This is a genomic window from Streptomyces sp. NPDC002788 (assembly GCF_053592115.1).
On sequence record NZ_JBSFVB010000005.1, the window covers coordinates 46,668 to 64,700 of the forward strand.

Consider the following 18,033-nt stretch of genomic DNA (forward strand, 5'->3'; position numbering starts at 1 on the left):
GGGCTGACCCGGCGTCGGGTGGCCCTCCCGTAGGCTCCCCGCATGAGTGAGCGGATCGTCGTCGTGGGTGCCGCGCTGATCGACCGGGGGCGGCTGCTGGCCGCCCGGCGCAGCGCGCCCGTCGAGCTGGCCGGGCGCTGGGAGTTGCCCGGCGGCAAGGTCGAGTCGGGGGAGACGCCCGAGGCGGCGCTCGAGCGTGAGTTGCGCGAGGAACTCGGCGTCGACGCCGAGGCCGGCGCGCGCATCCCGGGGGAGTGGCCCCTGAAGCCGCCGTACGTCCTGCGGGTGTGGACCGCCCGCCTGCGCCCCGGCTCCGCTGCGCCCAAGCCCCTCCAGGACCACGACGAGCTGCGCTGGCTCGACCCCGACGGCATCTGGGACGTGCACTGGCTCGACCAGGACGTGCCGGCCGTACGGCAGGCCCTCGCCCACCTGCGAGGCCCCGGCGCCCGGGAAGTGCCCGGCGCCTGAGGTCGACCAGGGGCGTGCCCTGCCCCGCGACGGCCGTACGAGCGCGCTCCCTACGCCTTTCGCGACACAGTGCGCCGCCGCGCACGGTACTCCGCCCCCGATATCGGGTATGTGCCCATTAACCCCATGAAACCGGACATGGGTGGGCCTCCTGTCTGGGAGTGATCGGCGTGATGGACACCGAAGGTGACTGCGCCGAGTGGACCTTTCCCGCCGAGCCGGATGCCGTGCGCACCGCCCGTCAGGTCGTCCGCGGCAAGCTGCGCAACTGGGGCCTCGACAACCTCGCCGACCTCGCGGCGCTGCTGGTCAGCGAGTTGGTAACCAACGCCCTGCGGCACGCCACGGGCCCCATCGGCGTCCGCCTGGTCCGCCCCTCCGGCCTGGGCGGCGTCCTCCTGGTGGAGGTCTCCGACCCGCTCCCCGACCCGCCCCGCGAGCGCGCCGCCCGCCCCGAGGACGAGAGCGGCCGCGGACTGCAGCTGGTGGCCTTCTCCTCCCGTCGCTGGGGCACCCGGCCCGGCGACCTGGGCAAGACCGTATGGTTCGAACTCCCGATGCCGGAGTGAAAGAACGGTGTACGTACGTCTTACCGCTGAAGAGCGATTGGTTCAGGCCGGTGGCGGTTGCCGCCGGACGGGATTCGACGACGTGTCCCCTGGTTAGAAGACTGGAAGTGTTGTCACGGTCCGGACCGAAAACCATCGGGACCGTGCTGTGATCGTGAACACCGTGTTGTGCGGCACCGTAGTGCTGGATACTGCGGGCAGCCGCCCCCGGTGACCGGTGCCGGGCGCGGTGAGCTGGAGGGGACGGTTCGCGTGAGCGAGATACCAGCGAAGGCCACGGAGTCCGAGGACCCGTCGGAGGGCGCGAGGGCGAGGGCCGCGGACGGCCTGGCCTCCGCGGTCGGAGGTGCGCTCGCGGCCGATGGCGTGCCGCCCGGGGACGCCATGTGGCAGAGCAGTCCCCCCGGATCCATCTACGACTACATCAAGGTCGCGTCCTTCTCCATCGGCCCCGACGGGCTGGTCGACCAGTGGAGCCTGCGCGCCGAGCACCTCTTCGGCATCCCCGCCGGCCGCGCCGTCGGCATGGACCCCATCGAAACGTTCATCGACCCGCGCCATCGCGAGCGGGGCATGCGCAAGATGGCCGAGATCCTCGACGGTCGTGAATGGACCGGCGTGGTGCCGTTCCGGATGCCGAAGGGCGTCGCGGGGGAGTGCGGACACGAGGGTCTCGCCGAGGTGTACGTCATGCCGACGCGCACCGAGGACGGCGAGAAGGCCGCCGTCTGCATCGTCGTCGACGTGCGCACCCTGCGCAGCATCGAGACCGACCTTGCCGCCTCGCAGGCCATTTTCAGTCAATCCCCGTTCGGTTTCCTGCTGATCGACCCCGATCTGCGGGTCCGCCGCGCCAACCAGCGGTTCGCGTCCATCTTCGGCGGCTCGCCCGACGACCACCGCGGCAAGGGCGTCCACGACTACCTCCAGCGCGGTGAGGCCGAGAGGGTCGCCGCGACACTGCGCCGCGTACTGGAGACCGGCAACTCCATCACGGACATGCACGTCACGGGTTTCGTGCCGGGCTCCGACGAGCGCCGCCACTGGTCCGTCAACCTCTACCGCGTGCACAGCGGTTCGGGCCGGCCCATCGGCGTCGCCTGGCTCGGCACCGACATCACCGCCCGCCGCGCGGCCGCCCGCGAGGCCGCCGCCGCCCGCCGCAACCTCGCCCTGCTGAACGAGGCCGGCGCCCGCATCGGCAACTCCCTCGACCTGGAGACCACGGCCCGGCAGCTCCTCGACGTCGTCGTCCCCGGCTTCTGCGACCTGGCCACCGTCGACCTCTACCAGGGCCTGCTCGTAGGCGACGAGACCCCGCCCGGGCTCGCCGACGGCAGCGCCGAACTGCGCCGCGTGGCCTTCGCCAGTGCCGTCTCCGACGCGCCCTTCGCCGGCACCGGTGTGCCCGTCGCGGTCGGCGCCGTCCACCACTACCCGTTCAACTCGCCCTGCGCCGACGCCCTGCGCACGGCCCGCCCGCAGACCGTCGCCGGTGAGGACGGCGGCCTCGTGCAGTCCACGCTGGCCGTGCCGATGGTCGCTCACGACACCGTCGTCGGGCTCGTGCAGTTCGCCCGGACGAAGGGCAGCGAGCCGTTCGGCGACCGGGACCGGGACCTGGCCGTCGAACTCGCCGCCCGCGCCGCCGTCTGCATCGACAACGCCCGCCTCTACCGCCGCGAGCACGAACGCGCGTTGATACTGCAACGGTCCCTGCTCCCGCCCGGCGACCCGGAGGCCTCCGGCCTCGACATCGCCTGCCGTTACCTGCCCGGCAACGCCAACACCGGCCGGCCCAGCGAGGTCGGCGGCGACTGGTTCGACGTCATCGAACTCCCCGGGCACCGCACCGCACTGGTCGTCGGCGACGTCATGGGCCGCGGTCTGCGCGCCGCGGTCGCCATGGGTGAACTCCGCACGGCGGTCAGAACCCTGGCGCAGCTCGACATAGAACCGGCCGAGGTGCTCTCCCAGTTGGACGAGATCGCCCGCGGCCTCGGCGCCCCCGGAGGCGTCCAGCAGGCGACCCGGGCGGCCCGCCGGCCCCGCGAGGCGGACCTGTCGGAGGTCTACCTCGCCACCTGCGTCTACGCCGTCTACGACTCCGTCACCCGGCGCTGCACGTTCGCCAACGCGGGCCATCTGCCGCCCGTCCTGGTCGAACCGGGCGGCCCTGCCCTGATGCTCGACGTGCCGCCGGGCATGCCGCTCGGCGTCGGCGGCGAGCCCTTCGAGGAGGTCGAGGTCGAACTGCCCGAAGGCGCCCTGCTCGCGCTCTACACGGATGGACTGGTCGAAAGCCGCGACCACCCCCTCGACGAGGGCCTCCAGGCCTTCGTCAGCGCACTCGCCGACCCCACCCAGCCGCTGGAGGACGTCTGCGACCACGTCCTCAACACCCTCGACACCCATCACGGCGAGGACGACATCGCGCTGCTGATGGCACGTGTACAAGGCCTGCCCACCGAATCCGTCGGCGACTGGACCCTGCCGCGCGAGCCGCGCAGCGTGGGCCGGGCCCGCGAGTACGCCCGCGCCCAGCTGCTCAGCTGGGACATGGAGCCCCTGGTCGACACCACGGAACTGCTCGTCAGCGAACTGGTCACCAACGCCCTGCGCTACGGCGAGGGCGAGATCCGCCTGCGCCTCCTCCTCGACCGCACCCTGGTCTGCGAGGTCTGGGACTCGGGCCTGGTCCAGCCGCGCCGCCGCCGCGCCCGGGACACCGACGAGGGTGGCCGCGGCCTCCAACTGGTCGGCCTGCTCAGCGCGGCGTGGGGCTCGCGCCGCACGCCCCGGGGCAAGACGGTCTGGTTCGAACTGCCCCTCCCGGGCGGCGAAACGGGCCTGACGGACCCGGCGGAGGCGTTGCTGAGTCTGTTCTAGCCGGGTCCGCCGGCCCACTCCTCGACCAGGGCGCCGCCCTCTCACCGCAGCCGGCGCCAGGTTGGATGAGCAGGTATCGATCAATCTTCGTCGGGCCGCCACAGCCAGCGCAGAGCGTCCGGCAGCAGGACGCCGCCGTGGTTGAGGCTGTGTCCGCCGTCTCCCAGGACAAGGCGGAAGTCGTAACCCGCTTCGGCGAGAGCGGCTGCCACACGCAGGTTTTCGGCGAGCCAGTTCCACTGTGGCTCATTCCAGCGCAGGTCGCGGTGGCCGCCTTGCATGAAGATGCGCAGCGGCTTGCGGGGCACGCGGGAGATGAGGTCCGGGTAGGGGTTGCCGTCCGGCATCTGCGCAAAGCTGGACAGGTATCCGATGACGCGGCGGAACTTGTCCGGTCGCAGCCACGCGGCGGTAAACGCGCAGTTGCCGCCGCAGATGCCCCACCTTTCGGGCGACTGGGCGATCGTATAGCGCTCCGCGACCTGCGGGATGATCTCGGTGAGGAGGAAGGTGACGTACCGGTCGTCGAAGGCGTCGTACTCGTTGTTGCGGTTCTTCGGGTTCTCCGCATCGGGGAAGACGCCGGGATCGACGAACACACCGATGGTGACGGGGATGTCGCCGCGGTGAACGAGGTTGTCCAGGACGATCGCGCCGCGTACCTCCCCTGCGGGGTCGAGGTACCACCATCCGTCCTGGAACACCATCAAGGATGCCGGTTCCGCCGGGTCGTATCGTGCAGGCACGTGTATCCAGAACTTCCGGAAGGTTCCCGGGTAGACCTCGCTGTCCCGCCAGCCGAACGCGACCGTCTCGCCGGCGGGCACGCCCGGCTGTGGAGCGGAATCGGGTCCGTGGACGTAGCGCACGTCCGACTGGTCGATCGGAAGTGGCCGGTAGGGCATCTCGATGGTCACGTGGAGCAACCGTGGCGATCATCACCCTCGACTGCAAGGGATTTTCGTCCAGACGCTCCGCCCCGCAGCTCCAGTGCGACATTGGAAAGGGCTCAGTGACCGGATCCACGTGCAGCTGAACCGTTGCGAAGCCGCTTTCATCGGCGATCTTCGTGTCGTTGCGACGACCGCCAGAGTGGTGATGGTCGCCGAAGATGAGGCCGGCACCGCTGCCGACCGCAACCGAACCGCCGGTCGTCGGCGTCCTCCCCGGCAACACCCGTCACAAGTACCCGAACGACGGCGCTTCTTGACTCCGGAGTGTCCGTGGCGCGGTGCGCAGGGCGGGTGCATCTGAGGGGAGTTGGATGGAGACGACGGGGCGTACCGGGCCGACGTCCGACGGCGAGGTGGCGGAGGGGGGCGAAGGCGCGGGTGCCGGGGGCGCGCAAGGCGTGTCGCAGGACCCGCGGACGGCTGGACGCTCCCGCCGCTCACGCCTGTTCCGCCGAGCGCGACGCATCGCACTGGGACTCGTCCTCGCCCTCCTCATCCCCCTGCTCGTGGCCGAGGCGGCCCTCTACGTCAACCACACCGGCGATCCCGCGCAGGGCACCCGCAGCCGCGACCGCGACGCCCTCTGGCTGGGCCACGCCTGGGTCGACGGCCGCAAGAAGGACGCCGACGTCAGCGCCCTGGCCGGCCGCCTCCGGGACACCGGCATCCGGGACCTGTACATCCACACGGGGCCGCTGGAACACGACGGGACTCTGCCGAAGTCCGTCTACCCAAGGGCCCGTTGGTTCATCGACGCCGTGCACGAGGAGATGCCCGGCGTCCGGGTCCAGGCCTTCCTGGGCGACATCCTCGCGACCGAGAGCCCGGAGGGCATGCGGCTGGAGAAGCCCGGGACCCGGGCCGCGGTGCTCGACTCCGCCCGCCAGGTCCTGGACACCGGCTACGAAGGCATCCACCTCGACCTCGAACCCCTGCACTCCGGCGACCGGAACTACCTCACCCTCCTCGACGCCCTGCGCCGCGAGACCCGCTCGCGCGACGCGCAACTCTCCGTCGCCGCCCACCAGATCGACCCGCTCCCCGCCTTCCACACCGTCTGGGGCCGCCTCACCGGACATCCCAAGTGGTGGTCGCAGGAGTTCTTCGGCCAGGTCGCCCGCCGCGTCGACCAGATCGCCATGATGTCGTACGACACCATGCAGCCGCTGGAGAGCACCTACAGCGGCTACGTCGCCCAGCAGACCTCCCTCGCGCTGGAGGTCACGCCGCCCTCCACGGACCTGCTGATGGGCCTGCCGTTCTTCCACGAGAACCGCTTCGGCCACTGGAACCACGCCGAGACCGTGCCCGCCGCCGTGCGGGGCGTCCGCCTGGGCCTGTCCCGCACGGACGCCGACCGGGCACGCTTCGGTGTCGCGCTGTACATCGACTTCGCCGCGACCGAGGCGGACTGGCGTGCGTACGAGGAGGACTGGGTGCGGTGACCGACCGCCGAAGAACGCCCGCCCGACGCCCGCTCACCCGCACCGATCTCGCCCCCCACCCGCGCCGCTCCGGGTCCGGGCACCCTCACCGGCGTGGAACGATCGCCGAGTACAACCTTCACCCGGCGCTCAGCCTGCTGAAGAGCGCCTCCTGATCTTCGAGCCCAGCCACACCAGCGGGTCGTACTTGCGGTCGATCGCCCGTTCCTTGAGGGGGATCAGCGCGTTGTCCGTGATCTTGATGCCCTCGGGACAGACCTCGGTGCAGCACTTGGTGATGTTGCAGTACCCCAGGCCGTGTTCGTCCTGGGCGGTGGTCTTGCGGTCCAGGCCCGCCTCCGCCGCCGCGTCCAGCGGGTGCATGTCCAGCTCCGCGACCCGCATCAGGAAACGGGGCCCGGCGAACGCCTGCTTGTTCTCCTCGTGGTCGCGGACCACATGGCAGGTGTCCTGGCACAGGAAGCACTCGATGCACTTGCGGAACTCCTGCGGGCGGTCTACGTCCTCCTGCATCATCCGGTACTCGCCGGGCGCGACACCTGCCGGCGGCACGAAGGCCGGGACCTCCCTGGCCTTCGCGTAGTTGAAGCCGACGTCGGTGACCAGGTCGCGGACGACCGGGAACGCCCGCAGCGGTGTCACCGTGATCGTCTCCTCCTGGCCGAACACCGACATGCGGGTCATGCACAGCAGCCGCGGCCGGCCGTTGATCTCCGCGGAGCAGGAACCGCACTTGCCGGCCTTGCAGTTCCAGCGGACGGCGAGATCGGGGGCCTGGGTGGCCTGGAGGCGGTGGATGATGTCGAGCACCACCTCGCCGTCGTTGACCTCGACCTTGAAGTCCTCCAGGCCGCCGCCCTCCACGTCCCCGCGCCACACCTTGAAGTGGGCCGTGTAGCCGCTCATTCGTACAGCTCCTCTTCGGCGAGGTACTTGACCAGCTCCTCCTTGTCGAACAGGGCGAGCAGGTCGGCACGGATGGGTTCGGTGGTCTCGCGGGTGAGGGTGATCTGGCCTCGGACCGGGTCCGTCGCCGCCAGGCCGCCCGTCGGGTCGGTGAGCGCGCACAGCAGGTTGATCCGGCGCCACTTGCGGTCCATCCCCGGATGGTCCTCACGCGTGTGCCCGCCGCGTGACTCGGTGCGCTCCAGCGCGGCCCGCGCCACGCACTCGCTGACCAGCAGCATGTTCCTGAGGTCCAGGGCGAGGTGCCAGCCCGGATTGAACTGCCGGTGCCCCTCCACCCCGGCCCGGCGCGCCCGCAGCCGCAGCTCGGCCAGCTTCTCCAGGGCCTGCTTCATCTCCGTCTCGCGGCGGATGATGCCGACCAGGTCGTTCATGGTCTGCTGGAGTTCCTGGTGCAAGGTGTACGGGTTCTCCGGTGGACCGCCCGACGGTTCCTCGATCTCCGCCTCGGCCGAGAAGGGCCGCAGGGCCTCGGCGGCGGCGGAGTCGATCTGGACCTCGTCCACGACGGACCGCGCACCGGCCGGCCCCGCCGCGTACTCGGCCGCGTGCCAGCCCGCCCGGCGGCCGAACACCAGCAGGTCGGACAGGGAGTTGCCGCCCAGCCGGTTGGAGCCGTGCATGCCGCCGGCCACCTCACCGGCCGCGTACAGTCCGGGCACTCCGCGGGCCGCCGCCGTGGCGGAGTCGACCGCGATGCCGCCCATCACGTAGTGGCAGGTGGGCCCGACCTCCATCGCCTCGGCCGTGATGTCGACGTCCGCCAGCTCCTTGAACTGGTGGTACATCGACGGCAGCCGCCGCTTGATGACCTCCGCGGGCATCCGGGTCGACACGTCGAGGAACACGCCCCCGTGCGGGGAGCCGCGGCCCTCCTTCACCTCGGCGTTGATCGCCCGCGCGACCTCGTCCCGGGGGAGCAGCTCGGGGGGACGGCGGTTGTGGTCCGGGTCCTCGTACCAGCGGTCGGCCTCCTCCTCCGTCTCGGCGTACTTGTCCTTGAAGACGTCGGGGATGTAGTCGAACATGAACCGCTTGCCGTCGGAGTTGCGCAGCACCCCGCCGTCGCCGCGCACCGACTCGGTGACGAGGATGCCCTTCACCGAGGGCGGCCAGACCATGCCGGTCGGGTGGAACTGCACGAACTCCATGTTCAGCAGGGGAGCCCCGGCGAGGAGGGCCAGGGCGTGGCCGTCGCCGGTGTACTCCCACGAGTTCGACGTCACCTTGAAGGACTTGCCGATACCGCCCGTCGCGATCACCACGGCCGGTGCCTCCAGGACGAAGAAGCGGCCCGACTCGCGTTCGTAGCCGAAGACCCCGCAGACGCGCCCGCCCGCGGCGGAGTCGCTCTCGGGCACCGTCGTGAGGACGCGGGTGACCGTGCACTCCTGGAACACCTTCAGCCGGGACTCGTAGTCGCCGGTCTCCTTGAAGTCCTCCTGCTGGAGAGCGACGATCTTCTGCTGCAGGGTGCGGATCAGCTCCAGGCCCGTGCGGTCGCCGACGTGGGCGAGGCGCGGGTACTCGTGGCCGCCGAAGTTGCGCTGGGAGATCCGGCCGTCCTTGGTGCGGTCGAACAGCGCCCCCCAGGTCTCCAGCTCCCACACCCGCTGCGGCGCCTCCTGCGCGTGCAGCTCGGCCATCCGCCACTGGTTGAGGAACTTGCCGCCGCGCATGGTGTCGCGGAAGTGGACCCGCCAGTTGTCGTTCTCGTTGGCGTTGGCCATCGCCGCCGCGATACCGCCCTCGGCCATCACCGTGTGTGCCTTGCCGAACAGGGACTTGCAGATCACGGCCGTACGGGCGCCCCGCTCGCGGGCCTCGATGGCGGCGCGCAGCCCGGCACCGCCCGCGCCCACCACGACGACGTCCCACTCCTGCCGGTCGACCACGGACATCAGAACAACCTCGGATCGTCGAAGGCACCGGACGCGACCAGGTAGACGTAGAAGTCGGCGAGCGCCACGCTCACCAGCGACGCCCAGGCGAGCTGCATGTGCCGGGCGTTGAGCTTCCCCACCCACTGCCACATCCGGTAGCGCACGGGATGCTTGGAGAAGTGCTTGAGCTTGCCGCCGACGATGTGCCGGCAGGAGTGGCAGGAGATCGTGTACGCCCAGATCAGCACGATGTTGACCAGGAACACGAGCGTGCCGAGGCCCATGTGACCCCACGCGTAGTTCTCGTCGCGGAAGGCGAGCACGGTGTCGTACGTGAGGATTCCGGCGACGAGGAGCGCGGCGTAGAAGAAGTACCGGTGGATGTTCTGCAGGATCAGCGGGAAGCGGGTCTCACCGGTGTACTTCCCGTGCGGCTCGGCCACCGCGCAGGCCGGCGGGGACGCCCAGAAGCCCCGGTAGTAGGCCTTGCGGTAGTAGTAACAGGTCAGGCGGAAGCCGAGCGGGAAGATCAGGATGATGACCGCGGGCGAGATGCCCCACCAGCTGCCGAAGATCTCCCAGTTCGGGCCTGCCTTCATCGGCTCGCAGCGCTCCGCCAGGCACGGCGAGTAGAAGGGCGAGACGTACGGCGCCGCGTAGTAGTGGGCGTCGGCGAAGGCCCGCCAGGTCGAGTAGACGATGAAGGCCAGCAGGCCGGCGACCGTGCCGGCCGGGGCCAGCCACCAGCGGTCGGTGCGCAGGTGCGGGGCGGTGATCGCGGCGCGCGTACCCGCCCGTACGCCGCCTCTCGGACGGGGATCTGTGGCGGGAGGTTCCGTACCAGTGGCCACGTGACGACTCCGGTCGGTTCGGGGGAGGTGCCGGTCGCTCGACGCCCTCCCGGTCAGGGAGCGCGCCGGTCCCGGGCGCCGAGCCCCTCGTCGTCCGAGTCGACCCACAGCGACGGGTCGTACGGCGCGTCCGAGATGGTGACGAGCTCCGGGCGCTTCGGTGCGGCCGACGAGGCGGCGGCGTCGCGCAGCAGGGCGACGCTCTCGCGCAGGTGGTTGGCGTCGGCCCGGACGCGGCGCATCTCCAGGCCGCCGGTGCCGAGCTGCTTCTCCAGGCGTCCCAGCGATCGGAACACTTCGTCGAGACTGCGCTGGACTGACGTCAGTTCGTCGTGAACGGACATGACTTGCCCTCACTTCCACGGGTCCTTCGCGGCCCAAGGCGGCAACGTTCATGCGCCTGCGAGTGTTGCGCGTCACACCTTGTGCTGTGAAGGGATGTGCATCGATTGGCCGAGGCGTGTGGGTGCACCGTGCGGTGCGCTGCTCCGCGCGGGTGACTTCCCGCCTGTGGCCGCCGTGTCGCCCTGTGTTGCTGAACCCTTTCCTCTTCAGTGGCCGCATACATCAGACAAGCTCCAAATACCGCCAAAAGTGATCGTAACGCCCGCGGCTTCCCGGAGGTAGCACAGATGTCCCAGCACGGCGTCGGCCCGCGCGCGGTCGCGCGCTCGGTCGCTTTCCTCACCGCGGGCGTCCTCGCGGTACCCGCGCTCGCCGGATGCGGCGCCGAGGACCCGGCCGGCAAGCCGCTCGCGGGGCAGGACATCCAGCCCGCGGCCCGTGACCGGATCGCCGACGGCGGCACCCTGCGCTGGGCCGTGGACTCCGTGCCCGACACCCTGAACACCTTCCAGTCGGACGCAGACGCCACCACCGCCCGCGTCGCCCAGGCCGTCCTGCCCTCGATGTTCCGGATGAACGCCTCCGGCCGCCCCGAGCGCAACCCGGACCACCTGGAGTCCGCCAAGGTCGTCGAGACCGAGCCCAAGCAGGTCGTCCTGTACAAGCTCAACCAGCAGGCCGTCTGGAGCGACGGCCGGGAGATCGGCGCCGCCGACTTCGCCGCCCAGTGGCGCGCCCTGTCCGGCAAGGACACCGCCTACTGGACCGCCCGCAACGCCGGCTACGAGCGCATCCAGAAGGTCGAGCGCGGGGACAGCGCCCTGGAGGTCCGGGTCACCTTCGACCGCCCCTACGCCGACTGGCGCTCGCTGTTCTCGCCGCTGTACCCGAAGGACGTCATGGGCTCCCCGGACTCCTTCAACGACGGCGCCCGCAAGAAGCTCAAGGTCAGTGCCGGTCCCTTCACCGTGAAGAAGGTCGACGGCAAGGACGAGGAGATCACCCTCGCCCGCAACCCGCGCTGGTGGGGCGAGCCGGCCAAGCTCTCCGAGATCGTGCTGCGCACCGTCCCGCACGACAAGAGGGCCTCCGAGCTGGCCGCCGGCACCCTCGACCTGGCCGAGATCGACCCCACCGCGGCCCGCCGCATCACCGTCGCCGCCCGCCCGCACAGCTCCAGCAGCCCGCTGATGGGCCCGGGCGCCGACCGGTCCGCCGCGGACGCCCTGCAGTCCTGGGCCGTCGTGAACGGCTCCGACGAGGACGCCGCCGACGAGGAGACCGTCGCCCGCAAGAAGCTGCGCAAGGCCGCCGCCAAGTACGCTCGGCAGCAGCGATCCCTCAGCGGCTTCGAGGTGCGCAAGTCACTGGAGCCGGCCTTCACCCAGCTCGCCCTGAACGGAGCCGAGGGCCCGCTCGCCGACGAGCGCGTCCGCAGGGCCGTCGCCCGCGCCCTGAACCGCAGCGAACTGGCCGAGGCCGTCCTGAAGCCCCTCGGCCTGCCCGCCGTACCGGTCGGCAGCCACCTGGCCCTGTCCGGCCAGGCCCACTACGCCGACAACAGCGGCGCCCTCGGCGGCCAGGACACCAAGGAGGCCCAGGCGCTGCTCGCCGACGCCGGCTGGGTGCGCGGCGGTCCGGTCAAGGAGCAGAAGAAGGAGAAGGCGGCCGGCTCCGAGGGCGAGAATGCCTCGGGCTCCTCCGGGAGCGAGTCGGACGACGACGGCACGTACATCGTCGGCGAGGACGACAAGGCCCACCGCGGGCCGGACCCCGCCGGCCACCTCGCCCAGGACAGCCATCGGTACAAGCACCCTCAGCAGGGCGGCGCTCCCGGCGCCTACGCCCCCAAGGGCACCGCGGCCCCCGCCAACCAGGAGGCCGCCCGGCTCGCCAAGAACGGCAAGCCGCTCACCCTGCGCTTCGTGCTCCCCTCCGGGCCCGGCTCCCAGACGCTGCGCACCGTCGCCGACCGCGTCTCCCGCATGCTGGAGCGCGTCGGCATCGGCACGGAGATCTCCAAGGTCTCCGACGAGTCCTACTTCAAGGACCACATCGCCTCCGGCCAGTACGACCTCGCTCTCTACTCCTGGCCCGCCACCGCCTACCCCGCCACCGACGCCCGCCCCGTCTACGCCAAGCCCGTCCCGGCCGCCGACGGCTCCTTGAACGTCGAGCAGAACTACACCCGCGTCGGCACCGACCAGGTCGACCAGCTCTTCGACCAGGCCGTCGCCACCCTCGACGAGGGCGAGTCCCGCTCCCTGATCCGCAAGGCCGACTCCCGCATCTGGGCGGCGGCCGGCTCCATCCCCCTCTTCCAGCGCCCCCAGCTCATCGCGGCCCGCAAGAACCTCGTCAACACCGGAGCCTTCGGCTTCGGCACGCCGGTCTACGAGGACATGGGCTTCCTGAAGAAGGGCGCGAAGCCGGCGTCGGGCCCGTCGGCGAAGGGCTCGGCCGCCCCGTAGCTCTGGGAAGGCTCAAACGCCTTGCCGCCCCCGCCCGGTGCCCGCACCATGAGATCTGCAGTGATCACGGTGCGGACGGGGGCGTTCGTACACGGGGGACGAGGAGCCGGCGTATGCACGGCATGGCACGGCGTTACCGCGCAGCGGGACTGATCACCGCGGCCCTGGTGACGGGGCTGACGGCTTGCACGGGGGACTCGGACGAGCGCGGCGCCGGCAAGGCCGCGGCGTGCACGAACGGCACCTACGCCTGGTCCGGCGTCCAGCGGACGCACAAGCTGACCGCGATGAGCGACCCGATCACGTTCGAAAAGCGGACCGCCTCCTACTCGGCCAAGCTCAAGCCCGTGGGTGATTGGAGCTACCGGCCCTCGGTGACCGGCGCGCCCCGGGGTGTCGGCGCGGCCGCCGTGATCACGGCACTGGGCACGCATCTGGCGGTCGAGGAACCGCTCGCGGATCCATCCGAGCCGGAGGTGCCGGAGGACGACCACTACTTCGAGGTGGCGACCGGTGACCTCGAGGGTGCGTACTACGCCTGGGGTTACGTCAGGCTGGTCGAGGCCGGTTTCACCTACACCTGCGGAAGCGGCGAGCCCGTCAAGGGACAGGTACGGACGTGGGAGGGCACCGGCAGCGGCTTCATGCCCTGTTCCGAGCCGCCCGCCGACATCGCCGGCCGTGCGGCGGCAGGCGAACTGTGCCCGGCGGACTCCCGGGCCGCGAGGGCAGCGGTCTGAGCCGAGCCGTCCCCCAGCGGCCCGGCGAGGCCCGCCCCAGGTGAAGGGTGCCGTGGACCCCCCGCCACCTGCGTTGACGTATCCATGCGCAGCCAGCGGCAGGGCACCCGTACCATGGGGTGAGGCCGTGGCATGTTCAGCCCGGCAGGGCCCGCGCACCGCAGACGTCCGCGCAGGGCAATCCTCAACTCCGGGAGTACGCCAAACCATGGCCACGCGCCACGACATCCGCAACGTCGCCATCGTCGCCCACGTCGACCACGGCAAGACCACCATCGTCGACGGCATGCTGAAGCAGGCCGGTGCCTTCGCCGCCCACCAGCTCGACTCGGTCGACGACCGCATGATGGACTCGAACGACCTGGAGCGTGAGAAGGGCATCACGATCCTCGCCAAGAACACGGCGGTGAAGTATCACCCCAAGGACGGCGGGGACCCGATCACGATCAACATCATCGACACCCCGGGCCACGCCGACTTCGGTGGTGAGGTCGAACGCGGTCTGTCGATGGTCGACGGTGTCGTCCTGCTCGTCGACGCCTCCGAGGGCCCGCTGCCGCAGACCCGCTTCGTGCTGCGCAAGGCGCTCCAGGCCCGGCTGCCCGTCATCCTGTGCATCAACAAGACGGACCGCCCCGACGCCCGGATCGACGAGGTCGTCAACGAGACCTACGACCTCTTCCTCGACCTGGACGCCGACGAGGAGCAGATCGAGTTCCCGATCGTCTACGCCTGCGGCCGCGACGGCATCGCTTCGCTGACCAAGCCGGACAACGGCACGGTCCCGGCCGACTCCACCAGCCTGGAGCCGTTCTTCTCCACGATCCTGGAGCACATCCCGGCCCCGGTCTACGACGAGGCCGCCCCGCTCCAGGCGCACGTCACCAACCTGGACGCCGACAACTTCCTCGGCCGTATCGCGCTGCTCCGCGTCGAGCAGGGCGAGCTGCGCAAGGGCCAGACGGTCGCGTGGATGAAGCGCGACGGGTCCGTCAGCAACGTGCGGATCTCCGAGCTGATGATGACCGAGGCGCTCACCCGCAAGCCGGCGGAGATGGCCGGCCCGGGTGACATCTGCGCCGTGGCCGGTATCCCGGACATCATGATCGGCGAGACCCTGGCCGACCCGGAGAACCCGGTCGCGCTGCCGCTGATCACGGTCGACGAGCCGGCGATCTCCATGGTCATCGGCACCAACACCTCCCCGCTGGTCGGCCGTGGCGCCACCGGCAAGGGCGCCGACAACAAGGCGGCCGTCAAGGACCGCAAGGTCACTGCCCGCCAGGTCAAGGACCGCCTCGACCGCGAGCTGATCGGTAACGTCAGCCTCCGCGTGCTGGACACCGAGCGGCCGGACGCCTGGGAGGTGCAGGGCCGCGGTGAGCTGGCGCTGGCCATCCTGGTCGAGACGATGCGCCGCGAGGGCTTCGAGCTGACCATCGGCAAGCCGCAGGTCGTCACCAAGGAGGTCGACGGCAAGGTCTACGAGCCGGTCGAGCGCATGACGATCGACGTGCCCGAGGAGCACATGGGCGCCGTCACGCAGCTCATGGGCGTGCGCAAGGGCCGCATGGACAACATGTCCAACCACGGTTCCGGCTGGGTCCGCATGGAGTTCGTCGTGCCCTCGCGCGGCCTCATCGGCTTCCGGACCGAGTTCCTGACCCAGACCCGCGGCACCGGTATCGGCCACTCCATCCACGAGGGCTTCGAGCCCTGGTTCGGCACGCTCCAGACCCGTAACAACGGCTCCCTGGTCGCCGACCGTGCCGGTGCGGTCACCGCGTTCGCGATGACCAACCTGCAGGAGCGCGGCGTGCTGTTCGTGGAGCCGGGCACCGAGGTGTACGAGGGCATGATCGTCGGCGAGAACTCCCGCGCCGACGACATGGACGTCAACATCACCAAGGAGAAGAAGCTCACCAACATGCGCTCCTCGACGGCCGACGTGACCGAGTCGATCGTCCCGCCGCGCAAGCTGTCGCTGGAGCAGTCCCTGGAGTTCTGCCGTGACGACGAGTGCGTCGAGGTCACCCCGGAGGCCGTGCGCATCCGCAAGGTGAACCTGGACGCCCGCGAGCGTGCCCGCGCCGCGAGCCGCGCCAAGCACGGCTGACCGTCCCACCACAGCGCCGGGCACCCCGCGTGGGCGGGGTGCCCGGCGCTGTTCGTTGAACGCGCTTCGTTAAAGGGGAGGGAACGCAAAGGAAAGGGGTAGGGAAAACCCTTGATTTGCGGGCGACAGCCGTCAGGGGCGGTCCGCTCCCACTACCCTGCTGCGGAAGTGCCGTGCCCCCGACTGCGGGGATCGCGCAACGGCCGTGCCGCACACGTTTCTTGAGCGGCGACACCCACGGGTGGCTCCTTGCACGGGGGCCACGGTAGTCGCAAGCGGTTTTTCTCACCCTCGCGTCCGGAATGCGGACAGCTGCCACCGATAGATGTGTAACAAGTCCGTTTCGCAGGGATCTCTCACCAAACCCTTTGTCCGGATTTTGGAAGATGTATACGCGAGCTGTGATCGAACCGAGACCTCGAGACTGTGGTTCGGTCCTGGCGTTTGGCAGATAGTTAGGCGCGTAGAGCTCGGATGAACGGGTCACTCGCCGACAGCGGCGCCGACTCACGAGCGCGGGGGCACCTGACGATTTCCGGCACCGGCGACGGGCGGTGGCGGTGGTCTGTCTGTGCTCCCTTTGCGGTGAACCAATGACTTCATAGGAGGAACCCATGCGCGGTGCCAAGAGCGCCAAGTGGGTCGCGGGGGCGATAGTCGTCGCCCTGGCCGCCACCGCCTGCGGCGGTGACAGTGACGGCGAGGGGAACAACAAGGGTTCCGGACCGGCCGGATACGTCTCGATCGACGTCGGCGAGCCGCAGAAGCCGCTGATCCCGGCGGACACCAACGAGACCAACGGTTCGTACGTCATCCAGTCCCTGTTCACGCAGTTGCTGGACTTCGACGCCAAGGGCGACATCGTCTACACGAACGCCGAGTCGGTCTCCTCGGACGACTCCAAGACGTGGACGGTCAAGCTCAAGAAGGGCTGGAAGTTCCACAACGGCGAAGAAGTCACCTCCAAGTCGTACATCGACGCTTGGAACTGGTACGCCAACATCAAGAACAACCAGCAGAACTCCTTCTGGTTCCAGGACATCAAGGGCTACGACGATGTCCACCCGGAGAAGGGCGAGCCGAAGGCCGAGACCATGTCCGGCCTGAAGGCCGTGGACGACCACACCTTCACCATCGAGCTGAAGTACACGATGCCGTACTTCAACTACAAGCTGGGCTACACCACGTGGGCCCCGCTGCCCAAGGTCTTCTACGACGACCCGAAGGCCTTCGGCCAGAAGCCGGTCGGCAACGGTCCCTACACGTTCGAGAAGTGGGACCACAAGAAGCTCATCCAGGTCAAGGCCTGGGATGACTACAAGGGCCCGAACAAGGCGAAGAACAAGGGCGTCCAGTTCAAGAACTACACGACGGTCGAAGCCGCGTACAAGGACGTCGTCTCCGGCAACCTGGACATGATCCGCCAGGTCGGCCCGACGGACCTGCCGAAGTACAAGCAGGACCTGGGCGCAGGCGCCATCGAGCAGCCGTACGCGGCCCTGCAGACGCTGACCCCGGCGTTCTACTCCAAGACCTTCAAGGACATCGACCCGAAGGTCCTGCAGGGTCTGTCGATGGCGATCGACCGTGACACGATCACCGAGACGGTTCTGAACAAGACCCGTACGCCGGCAAAGGGCTTCACGCCGCCGGGCGTCAAGGGCTACCAGGACCTGGACACCGACGTGTTCACGTACAACCCGGCGAAGGCCAAGAAGCTCGTCCAGGAGGGCGGCGGCGTTCCGGGTAACAAGTTCACCATCCAGTACAACGCCGACGGTGGACACAAGGAGTGGGTGACCGCGGTCTGCGAGTCCATCCGCAAGGCCACCGGCGTCGACTGCGCCGGCGACCCCAAGCCGGACTTCGCCACGGACCTCGAGGCCCGTGACAACGACCAGGTGAAGGGCATGTACCGCGGTGGCTGGGTCGCCGACTACCCGGTCAACGCCAACTTCATGAAGGAGCTGTACCACACCACCGCCGAGGCCAACAACGGCCGCTTCTCCAACAAGGAGATCGACGGGCTGATGAACAAGGCGGACAACGCCAAGTCCCTCGAAGAGTCGGTGAAGGCCTTCCAGGAGGTCGAGAAGAAGCTGGTCGAGCACATGCCGGCCATCCCGCTCTGGTACTACCGCATCAACGGCGGCCACGGTAAGAACGTCGACAACGTCAACGTCGACTTCCACGGTGACCTCGAAGTGTGGGCCGTCACCACCAAGTAAGAGGAGCCTCGCGGGCTCTTCCCACTCGGCCGTAAGCCCACCGCCGATTCAGGCGGCGGTGGGAGGTGCGTGGGGCCGTCTCGTCACCAGGAGGCGGCCCCCGCGC

13 protein-coding genes are annotated in these 18,033 nt (G+C 69.7%); 8 read left to right on the top strand and 5 right to left on the bottom strand.

All coding sequences use genetic code 11. The features are described 5' to 3' along the window. Nucleotides 1-42: 42 nt before the first annotated feature. From ACWD1U_RS11230 to ACWD1U_RS11240, 3 genes are all read left to right on the top strand, one after another. Nucleotides 43-471 (top strand): (deoxy)nucleoside triphosphate pyrophosphohydrolase, encoded by a 429-nt coding sequence (locus ACWD1U_RS11230; protein ID WP_451106511.1) that lies wholly within the window; start codon nucleotides 43-45, stop codon nucleotides 469-471. 161 nt (nucleotides 472-632) lie between these two features. Beyond that, entirely contained in the window at nucleotides 633-1,040 is a 408-nt protein-coding gene (locus ACWD1U_RS11235) for an ATP-binding protein (RefSeq protein ID WP_451106513.1), read from the top strand. Nucleotides 1,041-1,292: 252 nt separating this feature from the next. Further along, a complete protein-coding gene (locus tag ACWD1U_RS11240; protein WP_451106515.1) occupies nucleotides 1,293-3,929 on the top strand; it encodes a SpoIIE family protein phosphatase in 2,637 nt (878 codons plus the stop codon). Between the two features lie 80 nt (nucleotides 3,930-4,009). Here ACWD1U_RS11240 and ACWD1U_RS11245 read toward each other — a convergent pair whose 3' ends face one another. After that, nucleotides 4,010-4,756 carry an alpha/beta hydrolase gene (locus ACWD1U_RS11245; RefSeq protein ID WP_451106517.1) on the bottom strand — a complete coding sequence of 249 codons (747 nt, stop codon included), beginning with the start codon at nucleotides 4,754-4,756 and terminating at the stop codon, nucleotides 4,010-4,012. A 437-nt stretch (nucleotides 4,757-5,193) separates the two neighbouring features. Here ACWD1U_RS11245 and ACWD1U_RS11250 point away from each other — a divergent pair, with 437 nt between their 5' ends. Further along, nucleotides 5,194-6,327, top strand: a complete 1,134-nt coding sequence (locus tag ACWD1U_RS11250) for a hypothetical protein (RefSeq protein ID WP_451106518.1) — start codon at nucleotides 5,194-5,196, stop codon at nucleotides 6,325-6,327. A 129-nt stretch (nucleotides 6,328-6,456) separates the two neighbouring features. Here the strand turns inward: ACWD1U_RS11250 and ACWD1U_RS11255 are convergent, their stop codons facing one another. From ACWD1U_RS11255 to ACWD1U_RS11270, 4 genes are read right to left on the bottom strand one after another with little or no spacing between them, the layout of a single operon-like run. Beyond that, nucleotides 6,457-7,233 (bottom strand): succinate dehydrogenase/fumarate reductase iron-sulfur subunit, encoded by a 777-nt coding sequence (locus ACWD1U_RS11255; protein ID WP_451106520.1) that lies wholly within the window; start codon nucleotides 7,231-7,233, stop codon nucleotides 6,457-6,459. Then, nucleotides 7,230-9,194, bottom strand: a complete 1,965-nt coding sequence (locus tag ACWD1U_RS11260) for a fumarate reductase/succinate dehydrogenase flavoprotein subunit (protein WP_451106521.1) — start codon at nucleotides 9,192-9,194, stop codon at nucleotides 7,230-7,232. Before ACWD1U_RS11260 ends, ACWD1U_RS11255 begins: the two co-directional genes overlap by 4 nt. Continuing rightward, nucleotides 9,194-10,027, bottom strand: a complete 834-nt coding sequence (locus ACWD1U_RS11265) for a hypothetical protein (RefSeq protein ID WP_451106523.1) — start codon at nucleotides 10,025-10,027, stop codon at nucleotides 9,194-9,196. Before ACWD1U_RS11265 ends, ACWD1U_RS11260 begins: the two co-directional genes overlap by 1 nt. Before the next feature lie 53 nt (nucleotides 10,028-10,080). Next, nucleotides 10,081-10,371, bottom strand: coding sequence for a hypothetical protein (locus ACWD1U_RS11270; protein ID WP_451106525.1), 291 nt, complete (start codon nucleotides 10,369-10,371; stop codon nucleotides 10,081-10,083). Between the two features lie 288 nt (nucleotides 10,372-10,659). Here ACWD1U_RS11270 and ACWD1U_RS11275 point away from each other — a divergent pair, with 288 nt between their 5' ends. From ACWD1U_RS11275 to ACWD1U_RS11290, 4 genes are all read left to right on the top strand, one after another. Further along, the gene (locus tag ACWD1U_RS11275) at nucleotides 10,660-12,843 is read left to right on the top strand and encodes an ABC transporter family substrate-binding protein (protein ID WP_451106527.1); all 2,184 of its coding nucleotides are present in this window, start codon (nucleotides 10,660-10,662) and stop codon (nucleotides 12,841-12,843) included. Nucleotides 12,844-12,956: 113 nt separating this feature from the next. Next, nucleotides 12,957-13,583, top strand: a complete 627-nt coding sequence (locus ACWD1U_RS11280) for a hypothetical protein (protein WP_451106529.1) — start codon at nucleotides 12,957-12,959, stop codon at nucleotides 13,581-13,583. Nucleotides 13,584-13,791: 208 nt separating this feature from the next. Then, a complete protein-coding gene (gene typA / locus ACWD1U_RS11285) occupies nucleotides 13,792-15,699 on the top strand; it encodes a translational GTPase TypA (protein WP_451106531.1) in 1,908 nt (635 codons plus the stop codon). A gap of 614 nt (nucleotides 15,700-16,313) precedes the next feature. Continuing rightward, a complete protein-coding gene (locus ACWD1U_RS11290) occupies nucleotides 16,314-17,927 on the top strand; it encodes a peptide ABC transporter substrate-binding protein (protein WP_451106532.1) in 1,614 nt (537 codons plus the stop codon). Nucleotides 17,928-18,033 lie beyond the last annotated feature (106 nt).